Here is a 16,217-nt window from a genome sequence, read left to right as displayed (position 1 = left end):
AATCGTAAATATGCAAGATGAAAAAGGTGAAAAAAGAGCGGAAGTTCAAAAGGTGAAATTGAATAGAAGAAAAGAAGAAACTTAAACCAACACAAAGGAGGCCGTGAGAAGATGAGCAACGGAGAACATGAAATCCGCACCCCCAAAGGGCTGCGGATCGGGAATCGCAGTGTCGTTGATGGAAAGAATATGCTTCAGATCAAGCGTGGTGGCTGTGAAGATTATATTTCTGCTGAATCTCTGGTGGAGTGTATTCACGGCCTTCCTGTGAAGAGTATCGAATTTTTCACAGCAGAGAACCAACGGAAAGAAGCCTGAAGCAGAGTGCTTCATCGGACACTGAAAGCGCAGAGGTGGAATCTTAGGCGGCACTTGGTTAGCCGACCAGCTCCATCAGACGTTCTTTTGGGTCTACAATATAATATCTGTTTGTTTAGAGCGATACCGTAGCAATATGTGATATAGGCCGGAACAGAATGAGCGAATGCAGCGCAGTAGTGCGCCTGTGAGTAACTCATCCTGTTCCGGTTTTTTTGATTTTTTTTCAAAAACACCTTGCGAAATGCCCTTCCAGCAATTCTATATATGAGAGACTAAACATCACACCTTAAAAGTGAATCATAAAATAGCGATGCAGTAGGAGAAGTCTTAGACTTCCCGTTCAAAAAAAAACGGGTAAGTCTGGGACAACTTTTGCTGCATTTTTTGTTTCAGACCGCCCGCAGCCAAAAGGCAGAAAGGTGGACATTATGATGACATTCAAGGATCTGAAAAAGCTTGTTGAACTCCCTTTGTACAAGGAACAGCGTGTTCCAACCGTGAAGGCACTTGAGGTATCTGGTGTGCCAGTGGTTACCGAAAAGGTCTTGGAAAATCATGGCAGCATCAATGTCTACCAGAACGGTTATGTGATCTACCGGGCGCACAAGAGGGTGACAGTTTTTTCTCTCCGCGACTGTGTACATTATAAATATGATGCAGCAGAAGGGGCGGGACATCACATTGAGGAAGAGGAATTTGATGAATACGAGTGGCACATCCGTCTGGTTCTGGAAGGAGAGGATCGGATTTTTATGAACTATGAGATCATCCAAGGAAAGTGGATGCCATCCCGTGAGGACAGGGAGTATAAAGAAGAAATCCTGGAGGGAGTCGATGGAGCAGTCAGCACACTGGAAAGAATGATAAGTGAGGAAAGAGTGGAAGAATTGCTCTCTACTTTGACTGATTTGCAGAGAAAGGTCGTTCACATCCACCTGTTCCATGGTCTGTCTTTCACAGAGGCGGCAAAACACCTTGGCATGACTCGCCAGAATCTTACCGGAATTTATAACGCAGCAATTTACAAGATACAGAAAAAGCATTTCCGGGCATTGTGCAGCTGCTAACAGATACATAATTAAAAGATGAGCCGTCCAATCAGAAAACACGCTGAATTGGGCGGCTCAAAAATTTTTTGAACTTTTTTCAAAACACCTTGCGAAATAGCCCTTTTCCGATTCTAGGAGTGAGAGGACACAAAAATTCTCCACCCCAATCGGAAGGTTCACAAAATGTTCAAAAAGTTTTTTGAAAACACCTTGCGAAATGACCTTTCTCCGATTCTAAGGATGAGAGGACAATACAAAACCTCTCACCGGAACCTTGAAAATTGAATAAGCCATCCCAGAGAGATACTTCTGATACTGAATGTGCATCCTGCGTGTCTTGTCAGAGAAAACGCCGCTGAAATATGGGGCAGGAACGGGCTGGGGCAGAATGGCAAAGCTCAAATAACAGCAGATACAATGCGGCGGAGTGTCGCAAGATGCTCCGTCGTAGGAATGTACTGTTATTTATAATAGTGCAAATGGGTGGCACATCAGAACAATCTGACCGCGATGGCGGAAGAGATCGTGCTGAAGGAATTGGTGTACAACTAACCGCTGACACAACCGAACAGGATTTGAGCGAAGCAGAGGAAGAAATTGCCTCTGCTTTTTCTCTGCCCAGTCTGCCGACCGTGGAACAGCAGATTCGGGCAATCGAAGCCCCGATGCAGGCCCAGTATGCCGATGAGATCACGATTCCGGCAGAAGTTGTGGATGAAATCCTGCGGACGGGAAGCAATCGAAGCAAAAGCCAGCTCCGCCTTATCTATAACTTTATGACCGAACAGATCCCGGAAGAGTATACTGCTTTCGTCAAAAAAGAGTATGGCGAGGGCGGCAAGGGCTTTGAGATCGGCGGCACAAAATATGCAGTCTGGTTCGATGAGTTGGGTATGCAGATCGCCGTTGGAGATACGGTTCGGAACGACCCCAAAAACAAAGCATTTCTGTCCTGGGAAGATGTCAGCTGCAGAATCCATCAGCTTCTGCAGCAGGGAGAGTACGCACCAAAGTCTGTCCTGGATGCAGCCCGTGGCAATGCTCTGCATGAACACGCAGAAGCCCTAAGCTATATGGAACGCGATATGGCAGAGGGCGTGGCAGAGATGGTCTTTGCCGATACGTCCATCTTCTCCGGCGGATACCCGGAACTTACAGAACGACTTGCAAAGTTGATTGACCAGCCGGAATTTCTGGCTGACCTGAACGAACGTCTTTTGGGACTGGCAGAAGCCTACGCCGAAGATAAAAGCGTGATGCGGATGCCGTTCTATCGCCCGGACAAAGTATCCGAACAGTTTCAGAAGTTTGCCCTCCCGTTCCAGCCGTATCAGGCAAGAGAGGGCTTTCAGTGGAATGAGCAGGAAGTCTTTATCACGGAAGATGAGATCAATGCTTTCCTTGCAGGCGGCGGGCCGTATTCGGATGGCAGGCTGGCAACGTACAGTTTCTTCCTTACCCATACAGAGAAAGCAGAACGCGCGGCATTTCTGAAAGACCGATACGGTGTGGGCGGCAGCAGTCATGCACTTTCCCGTGCAGATAATTCCCATGCCAGCTATGACGGCAGAGGTCTTGAACTGGCACGGGGCATCTATGGAAAGCCGGATGCGCTGGTAAAGCTGAACTGGAACCAGGCGGCTGAACGAGTTGCAAAGCTCATTGACCAGAGTTTGTATCTGAAGCCTGCGGATTACAGCCGGATGCCGAGTTACGAGCGTGAGCAGATGGCAAATCGGGTAATCGGTTTCTACCATCGTCTGCCCGATGAAGTAGAGCGTCCATTTAAGCGGGAATTGCTGAATGAGGATGCCAGAAAGAAACTGCCCACCATGCTGGCTGACCCGGAACAGGCGGTAGAGCTTCTGGAAAAGATGGATGCAGCACTTCTTTCCGTGCCGCTGGATTCCCCGGAATATGCGGAAAAATCAAAGACGCTTGCTGAACTGCACCAGTATGTCGAGGGAACGTACACGATCTTCCCGGAAAAGAAAAAGGCTGTTGAGATTTCTGTTTCTGAGACAGGACAAATATCGCTTTTCGATATTTGGGCGCAGGAACAGGAATCGAAAGAGCATTCAACCACCGCAGTGGTTGAAGAACCCCAGAAGCAGGCGGCAAAGTACAGCAGAAATGTCGGGGATTATCTCTATCTGGAAGATGACCGCCTTTATAAAATCGAACGTGTTACGGATTCTCTGATCTATCTGAAAGATATGGAGCGTCCTGCATGGGTGGCGCGGGTGCTTCGACCGAACCAGTATGATGCAGAACTGGCAAAGAATCCGCTGAATGATTATTTTGCAGAAAAGAATCCGACTTCACAAAAAGAAGAACAGGCTGTGCCTGTGGCAGAGGAAAGCCGCACGGATGATTCGGATGTTCCGGTTTATTACGAATCTTTTGCCTATGCAGCAGAGAATGGCGAGGTGGATTTGTACCGCATTTCCAGACAGCTCAATGAAGATTGCAGAAATGCCATTGAAGAAGCGATTGCAGACAATTTCGATGGAATGCACCTTGCAGACGATGCTACGAAATCCGTCGTTGAACAGTTCGGCATGGAGCGTATGGGCTATATTCTGGCGTATACGCTGAATTATAACAATCACGACGGACGGTATTCGCACAGCAATAAGGAATGGGCAGAGACCACCTGTAAAGGAGAACGCGGTAACAACATTCGTCCTGACTGGATCGTGTGCAGTCACCCGGCTGTGCTGAACGGATTTGTGGATATGTACCGCAAAGAACTTGAGACTGAACAGCAGAGGGAGCCGGAAAAGCCTTTTGTGCAGCAGTTCTATGTTGTGACAGATTTGCAGACCAATCCGATGCAAATTGAGAAGTTCGGGGATCTCGATGATGCAATGTCCTGCTATCAGCAGGTTCCGAATTTTCATCTAAAAGCCCTTGGCGTAGAGAAAATGCCTGACCCACTTCCGGGCAGTCTGGACATTGTGCAGTGCAAGAACGGTATCGACACGATTGTGGAGGACTACAAGAAAGTTCCGGGCTGGGATAATCCGTACATCCAGAATCATGTTGTTGCATTGGTGGCAGAAGCATTGAAAGTGCAGGATGTGGCGGTAGCCTATGAGATCAACGATGGCTATTTTCACATCCAGACCAGCGAGGACGGCTACGACTATACCTTATATAGTAAGGACTTCACAGTAATGGACGGTGGCATTGTTGAAACAGACGAGTACAGACCCGTGCAGGAAGTGATGGAAGAAGTTCTGGCAGAACACGGACACAGCGTTTCTGAGTGCGGTGTGATTAGCGCTGAATATCTTCAGGAACAGTCCTACCGTGCAGAAACACAGCGGGCAGAAGCGATGAAAGAAAAGCTGGCGGCAGAGAAGCCTGCGCCAGAAGCAAGCATCAGCTTTTATGTGGCAGAGTGTGCAGAGTTCCCAGTGATGGGTGAGTTCCATGACAATCTGACCTTGGAGCAGGCATTGGAAGTCTACGATAAGATTCCGGCAGAGCGGATGAACGGAATCAAGAGCATTGGCTTTTCCCTTGAGGATGGAAGCATCTATTCGGGAATGTTTGACCTGATGGTAGGTGGAGAAGTGCAGGCAGAAATCGTCAACCATATCCAGCATTACCGGGAAAGTCCGCTGGTGCAGAAAGCAATTTCGGATATGAAAACGCTTTTGGAAAAGCGGCAGGCAAGCAAGGAGTTAGAGGAACGCCCCAGCACCCGGCAGTCTGTTTGTGAAGCGTTGAAGAACCGCAAAAAGGCGCAGGAACAGGAAAAACCGAAGAAGGCAAAGAAGAAAGGAGAAATGGAACTGTGAGCAAGGTGAAGTTTAATGCAGATGAGATGATGGTTATGGCAATGTTTGAGCAGCCGACACGGACGGAAACCATGAGATATATCGAGGAAGTTGTTCCGTTTGTCGAGGGCGATGTTGAAGTTTTTTCGCTGGTAGCATCGACCATGAAAAAGATGCGCTCTATTTCGGACATGGAATTTTCCAGACTTGACCTTAAACCGTATCTTCAGGATGTGGTGGCAAAATGAATATCAATCAGTATGCGGTCTATCAGCTGAAAGAAATTGCAGAACTTGCTGCGTATCGGTCGCGCTCGTATCAGTATTTGACGGAACATCATTTTCAGGTGATCGTACAAAATTATCAGCAGGCGTATTTTACAAAGTTGTTTACATCGGACACACCAGAGATGATTCGGAAACGGTTGGAAGAGCATCGACCGAAAAACTTCCGTGGTCGTCCATTTGGTATCGGTGATGTGATTGTCATAAACCAACAGGGAGAAATTACGGCGTATTTCGTGGATAAGGACTCCCTTGTTGTGGTTGCTGGCTTTATCCGCAGTAGTAGCTCTGGCATTCTGGTTACACTTGACACGAAGAATCTTTTTATAGATGGATGTGCTGGAACGTGGATGGCAACCGAAGAATGCGTGGTAGAAAGCCAGCACTTTTTTCTGATGCAGCATGAAGTCTATAAGGAAAAAGCACCGAACGTGATTGTAGATGCTTCTGGCAAACTGGTTTCCACTGAAATCCGAAAAGGGTTGGATGAGGATGCCAGAAAAAAGATTCTGGATTATCTGCATCCACCGCTGATAGAAAAGCCGGTGAATCAGAAGTTTTCACTACACCAGATGGAACATTATCAGAAGTTCTATGAGAACGGGGAATATGTTCGGGCCGTAGAATCCACTACGGAACAGAATTACAATATGATTGATGGCTGTGCCAACAATCTCCCGAAGCCTCGCATAATCAACGGACGGGAATCCGTTCTTGATAAATTGCGAATCAGGCAGATGGCACGGGAAAAGCAAAAGAGTAGCCAAGAGCAGTCGGCTGATATGGAACGGAACAGGAAGTGATGAACAAGTCCTATCCTGGAGATATAGCAATCTCTGGGATAGGACTTGTTTCCACTTTGGCAACAAAAAGTAAAATATTTAATTCTTGAGGTTGAAGAAAGAAATCTCGTGGACATTTGATGCAGCGGAACCATACATAAATTCTTATGTTCAGTTCTGTGGAGAACATAATCAGCAGACATTCAGAGTAATGGAAGCATCTGTTGTTGCCCGGATGCAGAGAGTTCCCTGCAAACAGGCGTTGGAAGAAATATTTCAGGATCGCTTTGTGGAATTACAAAATGGTTTCTTGAAATACAGGGACGCTTAAAGACTGAAAATAGTGCAAGAGCCACCATAGGCTTACCCAACAAAAGGGTAGCGTATGGTGGCTCTTTTTTGCTTAAAGGGTCTGTTCTGTTCGCTGAGTGTGATCTCGAATGTGGTGCTGCCCCAAGATGTTGTCAACATTGGCGCAGGCTGTTCGTAATTCTTTCTGATAATCTTTATAATAGGTATAGGTGTCGTATTGAGCCGCTTTCAAGGCAAGTAATCGTTCTTTTTCAAGCTTCAAATCTTTCATCTTCGGAAGTGAGCCGTCTGGATTTTGTGCTTTCAGAATCTGGGCGGCTTTTTCGTGCTTCTCAATTTCATCAGCGTGATCCTTGCGAAATTTTCCTTTGAAGCGAGCTTTCAAAAATTCATTGTAGGTGGATTTTGTGGAAAGATACTGACCCAGATGGTGGATTTGCTCATTCACAGATTTGATTTGTGTTTCGGTGTCCTTTGTCTTTTGCCGTGCATCGTGCATCTGTAATGTGATGCTATCGTAGGTTGTCTGTAAATTTTCTCTGGTATCGAATCCGTTTTCCTGAATGTAAGCTACGGTCTTTGCCATCTGCTGAAGATTGGAAATTTTGACTTTTTGAGCATAAGCTCTGCTCTGTTGAGCCTTAATACAGTTCTGCAAGTCCACAACAAGACGCAGATCAGAGCGAATGAAGAGAATGGCAATCGGGTCTGCATGGTAATCGGGCATGGTCTGTCGTTGCTTTTCTTCTTGCTCAGCAGCAAGTGCATTGGCTTCAAAAAGATTGAGCAAATAATCTTTATCAAAATTTGTGCCTAAAGAGCGACCAGAAATGTACTTCTCTCGCTCTGGATGCAGATAGCTATATCTTCCCCGATTTTCTTTCACATGAATCTTATACTTTTCAAATAACTGGCTTTGAAAATCTTCAAACGAAATTGCGGAGGAAGAAATCTCTGAAACGGCATTCCGAACAAACTGCTTACGAGTCTGAAATGTTGTTTCCATTGGATTCATGCCATCAGCAATGATCTGTTCGTTTATATCTTCCAGCTCTTTCTGACCTCGCTTTTGCAACCAGTATTCAGCTTCAGTGATTTTATGTTGAGCCGGAGAGAGAAGATCGACCTGATACAGATTTTCACGCTGGCATAGATTCATAAGTTCTTGCTGTAAGTATTTTAGATAATCTTTTGTCAGGTGATGTTTGTATCCTGCTTTGCAGTCAATGCTGCGTGTGGTGTATGACTGTGGCTCTATGTCCAGTTTCCGTAAGCTGTTGATTATGATATGAACATGGATGTTGCCACTGCCATTATGTCCATCCGTGTGAGTACAGACCAATGCTTGATGGCCGGGAAGATGATTCTTCACAAATTCAAGTCCCAGGGTTTGTGCTTTCTCGCCAGTAAGATGGTGTTCGTCTTTATCGCGCGGATCAAAACTGATGATATAGTGATGGGACTTGACTTCGTCGTATCGGTAGTTTTTTCGATACTGGTCATTGAGCATTTCGCACTCAAGATCAAAGGTGTCGGGATTGCAGTTTACTCCATTCATGTGAAATTCGCTGCGGAGCATCATGCTCCCGTTTTCATCAAGGAGCGGTTTTAAGTGTCGTTCATCATGCTGGTATTTCAAATAGCAGACTGCCGCACTGTAATCAGCGTTTTTTATTGCGATGTGTTTTAACACGGCCATGATAGGTTCCCCCTAATTTGATTGCTTCCTGCCGAAGCTGCCATAATGCAGTGAGATGGCGGTTGATCTCGTCCTGCATTGACTTGGAATAGAAACCGCCAGAGTGGAAGTATTGGGCAATCTGATTTAGGTTGTTGCCGATGGCAGAATACTCAGCAATCAGTTTTTGAAGTTCGGGAAGTTCTGCAGTGATGTTGTAGTGGACTTCGATGCGTTCGTCCAGCGCACTCTTCCTGACATAAACGGCAACCGGATAGCCTGCCTGTTCAGCAGAAATGGAAATAGAAGCGTACTCGGCATCCGTAAAACGTACCATTACGTTATTTGTTCTTTTTATCTGCTCGCACTTTTTTCTTCTGCCCATAGATAGAAACTCCCTTCAAATTTATTTGCGAAGCAAATCCCGACAAGCCGTAGGCGGTCGGCTGCGACCACTTTAGTGGAAGCCAAATAGCCAAAATCAGAGATTTTGTGCGTACCGAGGGAATGGGGAAGCGGAATCCCCATCAAGATTGCCGGTAACGAAAAATCACGAAAGTGAATTTTGAGTTACTCCAGGCGAATCTTGCGCTACTTACGGTGGAAGCCGTAGCCTTACGCATTTTTCGGGTTCTTCTATCTTTAGAATCGTGCAGAGCGTGTTTCGCAAGGTGTTTTTGAGAAAAATCAAAAAAATTTTGAAATACCTTGCGAAATGGCCTTTCTCCAATTCTATAAGTGAAAGAGGTTGACACACCACCCAAAAAACAGAAAGGAATGAGTGAATGACCGAAACAACTGCACGAACCTATCACACCATGGAAAGCCTGCGCCAGATGGCGCAGACCGATCTCCGTAATGTGAACCGCAAGGAACTGGTAGACATCAACGAAGTGGAAATTAGAAAAGACTTGTCGCAGCGGGAGCGGATGGTCGATTTCATTTCGCAGATCAAGAACCCTTATTGCTATCTTGACAAGGGCATGGTAGTGAAGATCAGCTTTGCAGGAGAGAACCGATTAGAGGACACACTGAAAAAATGCGCACGGACGCATAGAAGATAAAAAAGAATAAAGTAGAAGAAAATCTGCACTTTAACATATTAAAGTGTTGACATAGACCGCGAAATATGAGATAATGGCTTTGGGTCAAAACAGAATATGCTAACTAAAGCCGATAATTTTCTTGGTTTATTGTCAGAACGACAAATAGATTAAGGAGGTTATCGGCTTTTTATGTTTTTTCAGGAAAATGGACAATATCGCTGCGCTGTGTATCTTCGATTGTCACGTTCGGACGGCGATCAGCAGGAAAGCAACAGCATCAAAAATCAAAGAGCCTTACTGAACGATTATCTGGGAAAGCACCCGGAACTGCATAAGGTCGATGAGTATGTAGACGATGGATACAGCGGTACGAATTTTGAACGCCCGGATTTCAAACGGATGATGCAGGACATTGAGAATCGGAAAATCAACTGTATTATCGTCAAAGACTTATCACGATTCGGCAGAAACTACATTGAAACAGGACGTTATCTGGAAAGAATCTTTCCATTTATGGGAGTCCGATTTATCGCCATCAACGATCATTATGACAGTGCAGAAGAAAACGATGATAAGGGACGCATCCTGATTCCGTTCAACAATCTTATCAACGATACCTATTGCCGTGACATTTCCATGCGTGTCAGAAGTCACTTGGATGTAAAACGGAAAGAAGGACAGTTCATCGGCAGCTTTGCAGGATACGGGTATCAGAAAGACCCGAAAGACAAGAATCATTTGATTATAGATGAATACGCGGCGGGCATCGTGCAGGAAATCTTCAAGCTGAAGCTCAACGGGATGAGCGCACAGCACATTGCAAACCATCTGAATGAATTGGGAGTTTTGCCGCCAAATGAGTACAAACGAGCCAGCGGATTCAATTATACTTGCGGATTTCGAGCGGGACTGAACCAGAAATGGACGGTGGTATCGGTCAATCGGATTCTGAAAAATGAATCCTATACGGGAACCTTGATTCAAGGCAAACGTCGGAAAATTAACTACAAAATAAAAAAGAGTCAGGATGTTGGGACTGATAACTGGATTCGTGTCGAGGGAACACATGACGCGATTATCAGTAGAGGTGAGTTCCAACAGGTGCAGCAGTTGATGGAATTGGATACACGCACTTCACCTAGTCAGAAAACAGTATATCCATTATCAGGCTTTCTGCGCTGCGCTGACTGCGGACAGAACATGATTCGGCGCACGGTGACAAAGAAAGGAAAGAAATATCAATACTATCACTGTTCTACCTATAAGAATGGCGGAGATTGCACTCCGCACATGATAAACGGCGAGAAGCTGGAAGGAAGTGTTTTGGCGGCAATCCGGCATCAGGTTGCACTTCTTGTTGAAGCAGAACAGGTGTTATCTCATGCAGACCTGGCAAGCGGTGAACAGATTGGCGTAAAAATTTTGGATGGACAAATCAATGCACTGGAAGCGGAATTGGAACGATACCGTAATTTGAAAGTTCGGCTGTATCAGGATTTCTGCGATGATGTTGTCAGCAAGGAAGAGTACAGTGAGATGAATGCCCGGTTTGCGCAGAAGATAAAAGAGGCGCAAGACAAAATTCAGGCGATTCAGGATAAAAAGCAGGAGGCGGTCAAGCATGACACAATGCTTCCCGGTTGGTTGGAAGAACTGAAACAGTACCAGCACATTAAAACGCTGGAACGGCGGGTGGTGGTAGAACTAATCGACCACATCGACATTCATAGTAAGGAAGAAATTGAAATTCACTTCTGCTTTGAGGACGAACTACACAGCATTACAGAAAAATTCATGGAATATCAGGCGCATAACGGGAAAGAGGTGGCAGAAGAATGAGGTGGGTAAGTTACACACGTTCAATCTCCAGCAGGATCGGAGAAGAAAATCCTGCCAATACGATTGCAGAACAGAATGCAAATATTGAACAATACTTGAAAAATAAAGGGTACAGAATATCAGAAAAGTACAGTGACCGCAAGAGATCGGCAGAAGCAGCCGATGGTTTTGATCGAATGGTGCAAGACGGCATGACACAAAAATTCGATGCGGTTGCCGTTGATTCCATCTTCCGTTTTGGCAAGACATTGCCATTTGCCATTGAGGTATTACAGAAAACTTTTTATCCGGTTGGTATTCAGTTTGCTGTTGTTGAGGATGATTTTTGCAGTACAGACCGAACAGCGGACGAAGTGGAACAGTATTTTAAGGAAAAGGCCATTGAGAAAATTCGATTTGAATTTATAGCGAACAGACAGGACAGCTTTGAAAAAGGAGTGCTGACACATCGGCAGGCAAAGTATGGATATGACATATCAGAAGATCGTAGGAGCTTTGTGCTTGATTCGGAAAGCGCATACATTGTGAAACTAATTTTTCAGATGTATCTGGAAGGAATGACGCTTCAAGAAATCGGAGCGGCATTGGACGCACAAAATGTCCCATCGCCGCAAATTCAGATGACTCGAAATAAAAAGGTGACGAGGAAAACAAAATGGCCTGTCACGACAATTCGCTCTATTCTGGTGAATCCACTCTATATCGGAAAGCTCACATTGAAGCTGTCCGGTGCTGAGAAGAAGATGGAAGTTCCACCAATCGTATCAGAGGAAGATTTTCAAAAGGTGCAGGAAAGAATCAATGATTCGGTTAAACTTCCTGCTCCTAAACGGAGATCAACGCCCAATATCCTTATCAAGAAAATATATGACCGGGCAAGTGGAGAACGCTTGTTGTGCAGAACGACTGAGGACGAAACAAGGCAGATATATTCTTTTGACAGAAAATATAAGTGCTTTAGTGGGAAAGCACCCTATATTGAAAGCACTGAAATTTTTGATGCGATTCGATCTTCATTGAAAACAGCGCAGGAGCAGGCAAGATATATTGGCAGATTACTGGAATCGGACAAAGATGAAGTTAAGCGATGCCAGAATATTGTGCTTCAGCCTTATAGGAAACAGGCAAGAACACTTATGGATGCGCTGTCTGAAAAAGATGTTGAGAGAACTGCTGTCTACCGGAAATATGAAAGATGTGAAATGGAACAAGAGCAGTTGGAGGATTTTGAATCTCAGTATCAGGCAGAAATAGAAGAACTGGAAGCAGAGTTCAAGAACATTATGATGAAAGTTTCCGTAATAGAGAAGGCGTTCAGTTATGTAAATCCATGGCTGACAAAATTTCAAGACCTTACGACTCCTGAAATACTGGAACGGACGCACATCAAAAAATATGTGGAGCGGGTTTGGATTGAGGATTTTAAGCGAGTAGAGGTTGTTTTGAAGGGAGAAGAATGGACAAGATTCTTCCCGGAGGAATGGCTGAGAAACGGAAAGGAAAATTAAAATGGCTAGAAAGAGCAGAAAAAACATAATGCCGCAGAGTGCTGCACCGGAGATTCGTATTTCCGAAGAAGTCAATCTTCTGCGTACAGCAGCGTATGCACGATTATCCTCGGAGAACAGCGGGCATGAAACAGAAGATACCCTGAATACGCAGATTCTGCAAATCCATAATTATATAAAGGAACATCCAGAGCTGACACTGACGGATACCTATGTGGACAATGGCTTTACTGGAACAAACTTTGACCGCCCGGAGTTTGAGCGTATGATGCAGGATGTGCGGACAGGGAAAATCCAGTGTATTGTGGTTAAGGATTTGTCCCGCTTTGGTCGTGACTACATTGAAACGGGCAACTATCTGGAAACGATTTTTCCGATGCTTCATATCCGGTTTATTGCTATCAATGATGATTTTGACAATATCCGGCAGTCGGATGTGGACAGTCTTGCAGTCCCCATCAAGAACATGGTAAACAGCCTGTACGCAAAGGACATCTCAAAGAAAATTGGGCTGAGCTACCAGATGCGTAGGGAAAAAGGAATCCCTACTTCATGGTGTGTGCCGTATGGCTATCGCATGAATGAACAGAAAAGTCAGTATGAAGTGGCAGATGAAGCAAAGTATGTGAAGCTGATTTATCAGTGGTATCTCATGGGTCTGAGTACGAATGAGATTGCTCGGAGGTTGGAATTTCTGGAAGTGCCTCGTCCGAATGAACATCTGAATCGTAGACTGCACGAGGGACATGATACGACTTTTAATAAATGGCATTCCAGTTCTGTTCTCCGTATTCTGGATAGTCAGGTATATATCGGAAATTTGGTGACGGGAAAAACCCGGACTGCCTCTTATAAAGGAATTGGGCTGCACCCGGTAGATAAGGAAGAATGGCATATTGTGGAAAATGCTCATGAGGCAATTATCTTGAAGTCCGATTTTGAAATCGTGCAGGAAAAAAGAAAACATAATAAGGAAAGACGAAATAATGCAATGGCTCGTTCAGAACAGGTGCGGACAGAGTGTAGGAATCACTTTGCAGGCATGGTGTTTTGCGGCTGTTGTCGGCGCAGCATGACATTTGTGCGTCAGGTGCATAAAACGGAAGAGGAAAGCTATTTTGGAGTATTCCAGTGCAAGAGAAAGAAAGGGACAACACCATGTTCCTATCATACTGTGCCAGAAAAAATGCTTATGATGGTAGCAATGAAGCAGATTCATCATCTTGTTTCTACCATGTGCGAAGAAGAAAAGATGGTAAAAGAAATGCTGAACAACGGTGGTCTGGATTCCACCCGTTCCATCAAGGTGAAAGAAAACTCGATTGCATTTCGGATTCAGGAAACCGAAGAACGGCGGCTGCGCTTATATGAGGACTATAAGGCAGAAATTCTGGATGAAGAAGAGTACAGTCAGTTAAAAGAACACTATATTGCTGAAAAGCAGCGGCTGGAACAGGAATTGCAAAAGCAGCGGCAGCGGTCATTAGAACTTGAAAAGAGAATGAGAATTTGCGATGAACAGATGGAGCGGATGAGAGCTATTCTGAATCAGAAGGAATTTGATGAAGAACTGGTACATGAGCTTATCAAGAAAATCTATGTGGGCATCGACAATTCGGTAGAGATCGAGTTTAAGTGCAGTGACCCGTATCAAGAGGTTCTGGCATTTGTGGCGGAGGTGCAGAATGAATAATAAGATTGCGATTTATCTTCGATTATCTCTGTCAGATGGAGATTTGAAAAAGGGAAGCAAGGATGAGAGCAATAGCATTGAAAACCAGCGGCTTTTGCTCCATTCCTATATTGAAAAGCAGGACGATCTCTCAGGCGAAATTGTGGAGTATGTAGATGATGGCTATACTGGAACGAACTTCAATCGTCCGGCGTTTCAGAAGATGATTATTGACCTGAAGCAAGGGGAGATAAAGACCATAGTGGTCAAAGATTTGTCCCGGCTAGGGCGTGATTATATTGGCGTGGGCGATTATATTGAGCAGATTTTTCCATTGATGGGTGTCCGCTTTATAGCAGTGAACAATGCCTTTGACAGCATGAAGCTGAACAACGGCACTCCGGGCATCGAAGTTGCAGTCAGCAATCTGGTGAATAATCTGTATAGCCGTGACATTGGAAAAAAGGTTCGTGCGGCATTGGAAGTGAACTGGAAAAGTGGCAAAGCTACATCTGTTAATGTACCGTTTGGTTACGTCTGGAACGGGAAAGGCAATCAGCGATGGGCGATTGACCCAGAAGCAGCGGCCTGCGTCCGAAAGGTGTTTGATTTGGCATTATCTGGGCGCAATACAACGCAGATCGCCTATGCGATGAATGAATTGGGCTTGCCGACACCAGGATTGTACTCTAAACGGAAAAATACCATAGTAGGCGGCAATGCAATTATAGCCCCGGAGAGCGAAATACTTTGGAATCCAGGAATCGTCTGGAGGGTGCTGCGGCGGTACGAATATACTGGGGCTTTGGTGATGGGCAGAAGGAAGAAACTTGATGTGAATACTACGGCGTTCCGCACCTTGCCGGAAGATAAATGGATTATTACGGAGAACACCCATGAAGCGATCGTTACAAAAGATGAGTATTATCAGGCGCAAAAGGCAATCCGCAATGTTGCTCCGATCCAATACAAGACCGAAGATGATTTTGCTCTGAAAGGCAAAATATGCTGCGGAAACTGCCTGAGACAGCTCCGGCATGAGAAGCAGTATGGCGAAATGGTATTCTGTTGCGGTCACAAAAGGTCAGTGGGGAAATTCTCGCACTGCTATTCAGGCTATTACAGAGAGCAGGCGGTCAATTCAAGAGTTGCCCGCGCTATAAAAACGGTATTTACAGCATTGGAAGTTGTGAATCAGGGAATGCAGGAGAAAAAATCCATAACCTTGCAGTGTGTAGATGTTGATGATTTGAAAAAGCAGGCAGAAATGATTCGGGCAGAGCAAATTAAACTCTATGAATCGTATGCAGATGGGATTCTGACCCGCAATGAATATCTGGAAAAGAAGAAAGGACTTGGGGAAAAGCTGGCAGATTTGCAAGAGAAGATTCGTATAGAAGAGGAAGAGCAGGAAACCGCAGATGAACTGGATGAGGAAATCCGCAGTCTGACAAAGCAGGCAAGTCAAAAAACATACATAGGAGGTCTGACCAAGGAATGTGTGGATGCCTTTGTCAGCATGGTTTATCTGTATGACGATCAGACGATGAAAGTTGAGTTTAACTGTGAGGATGTGATTCGGAGAGCATTGGAAAAGTATGGCGCATAACTGCATAGAAACAGCGAGGTGAGCAAAAAAGAATGCCCGTCTGGTTGAGAGGATTCGCAAATCTTCTCGATCAGGCGGGCATTTCATTCCGTAGGAATGGAGATTAGTCGTTATGTACGGTCTTTTCCCAACGATGGAAAACAGCTTCAAAGAAGTCGTGACCAAGGACTCCTTCACCAATAGGGCCGAACTTCTCCCGATAGGATTTAAGAATAGCCGTAAAGTCTGGATTTTGAAATCCAGTATATTTGTCAAGGGAACACAGCTTTTGATAATCAGAAAAATAGGAAAGCAGTTCGCTGTCGGTCTTTTCTTCAAAAATGTTCATG

The 16,217-nt window shown here is 45.0% G+C and carries 13 protein-coding genes; 10 read left to right on the top strand and 3 right to left on the bottom strand.

Annotated features, from left to right (window positions below; translation table 11 throughout):
* Positions 1–111: 111 nt before the first annotated feature.
* The 5 genes from J3349_RS00955 (at position 112) to J3349_RS00935 (ending at position 6,245) form a co-directional block, all read left to right on the top strand.
* Entirely contained in the window at positions 112–318 is a 207-nt protein-coding gene (locus J3349_RS00955; protein WP_097776605.1) for a hypothetical protein, read from the top strand.
* Between the two features lie 431 nt (positions 319–749).
* Positions 750–1,388, top strand: coding sequence for a sigma-70 family RNA polymerase sigma factor (locus tag J3349_RS00950; protein WP_207676090.1), 639 nt, complete (start codon positions 750–752; stop codon positions 1,386–1,388).
* 344 nt (positions 1,389–1,732) lie between these two features.
* Positions 1,733–5,179: a DUF3849 domain-containing protein gene (locus J3349_RS00945; protein WP_207676088.1), complete on the top strand. Its 3,447-nt coding sequence runs from the start codon at positions 1,733–1,735 to the stop codon at positions 5,177–5,179.
* The gene (locus J3349_RS00940; protein WP_207676080.1) at positions 5,176–5,406 is read left to right on the top strand and encodes a transposon-transfer assisting family protein; all 231 of its coding nucleotides are present in this window, start codon (positions 5,176–5,178) and stop codon (positions 5,404–5,406) included. The genes J3349_RS00945 and J3349_RS00940 overlap by 4 nt, the downstream gene beginning before the upstream one ends.
* Complete coding sequence (locus tag J3349_RS00935) at positions 5,403–6,245, top strand: YodL domain-containing protein (protein WP_207676078.1); 843 nt, start codon at positions 5,403–5,405, stop codon at positions 6,243–6,245. The genes J3349_RS00940 and J3349_RS00935 overlap by 4 nt, the downstream gene beginning before the upstream one ends.
* 382 nt (positions 6,246–6,627) lie before the next feature.
* Here J3349_RS00935 and J3349_RS00930 read toward each other — a convergent pair whose 3' ends face one another.
* Both J3349_RS00930 and mobC read right to left on the bottom strand, forming a co-directional pair.
* The gene (locus J3349_RS00930; RefSeq protein WP_207676076.1) at positions 6,628–8,235 is read right to left on the bottom strand and encodes a relaxase/mobilization nuclease domain-containing protein; all 1,608 of its coding nucleotides are present in this window, start codon (positions 8,233–8,235) and stop codon (positions 6,628–6,630) included.
* Positions 8,198–8,599 carry a plasmid mobilization relaxosome protein MobC gene (mobC, locus tag J3349_RS00925; protein WP_119250909.1) on the bottom strand — a complete coding sequence of 134 codons (402 nt, stop codon included), beginning with the start codon at positions 8,597–8,599 and terminating at the stop codon, positions 8,198–8,200. The genes J3349_RS00930 and mobC overlap by 38 nt, the downstream gene beginning before the upstream one ends.
* Before the next feature lie 400 nt (positions 8,600–8,999).
* On the opposite strand from mobC, the gene J3349_RS00920 reads away from it, so the two are divergent.
* The 5 genes from J3349_RS00920 (at position 9,000) to J3349_RS00900 (ending at position 15,888) form a co-directional block, all read left to right on the top strand.
* Positions 9,000–9,278, top strand: a complete 279-nt coding sequence (locus tag J3349_RS00920) for a DUF6870 family protein (RefSeq protein ID WP_242699444.1) — start codon at positions 9,000–9,002, stop codon at positions 9,276–9,278.
* A gap of 171 nt (positions 9,279–9,449) precedes the next feature.
* On the top strand, positions 9,450–11,099 hold the full coding sequence (locus J3349_RS00915) for a recombinase family protein (RefSeq protein ID WP_207676067.1): 1,650 nt from the start codon (positions 9,450–9,452) through the stop codon (positions 11,097–11,099).
* Positions 11,096–12,607, top strand: a complete 1,512-nt coding sequence (locus tag J3349_RS00910) for a recombinase family protein (protein WP_207676066.1) — start codon at positions 11,096–11,098, stop codon at positions 12,605–12,607. Before J3349_RS00915 ends, J3349_RS00910 begins: the two co-directional genes overlap by 4 nt.
* Position 12,608: 1 nt before the next feature.
* Positions 12,609–14,300, top strand: a complete 1,692-nt coding sequence (locus J3349_RS00905) for a recombinase family protein (RefSeq protein WP_207676064.1) — start codon at positions 12,609–12,611, stop codon at positions 14,298–14,300.
* Entirely contained in the window at positions 14,293–15,888 is a 1,596-nt protein-coding gene (locus tag J3349_RS00900; protein WP_207676062.1) for a recombinase family protein, read from the top strand. The genes J3349_RS00905 and J3349_RS00900 overlap by 8 nt, the downstream gene beginning before the upstream one ends.
* Positions 15,889–15,991: 103 nt before the next feature.
* On the opposite strand, the gene J3349_RS00895 is transcribed toward J3349_RS00900, so the two are convergent.
* Entirely contained in the window at positions 15,992–16,216 is a 225-nt protein-coding gene (locus J3349_RS00895; RefSeq protein ID WP_118613338.1) for a hypothetical protein, read from the bottom strand.
* Position 16,217 lies beyond the last annotated feature (1 nt).

Origin of the sequence: Faecalibacterium sp. Marseille-P9590 (assembly GCF_017377665.1) — a bacterium.
Taxonomy (GTDB): domain Bacteria; phylum Bacillota; class Clostridia; order Oscillospirales; family Ruminococcaceae; genus Faecalibacterium.
Note: the sequence above shows the minus strand (reverse complement) of the source record. Positions and strands in the feature narration are given on the sequence as shown.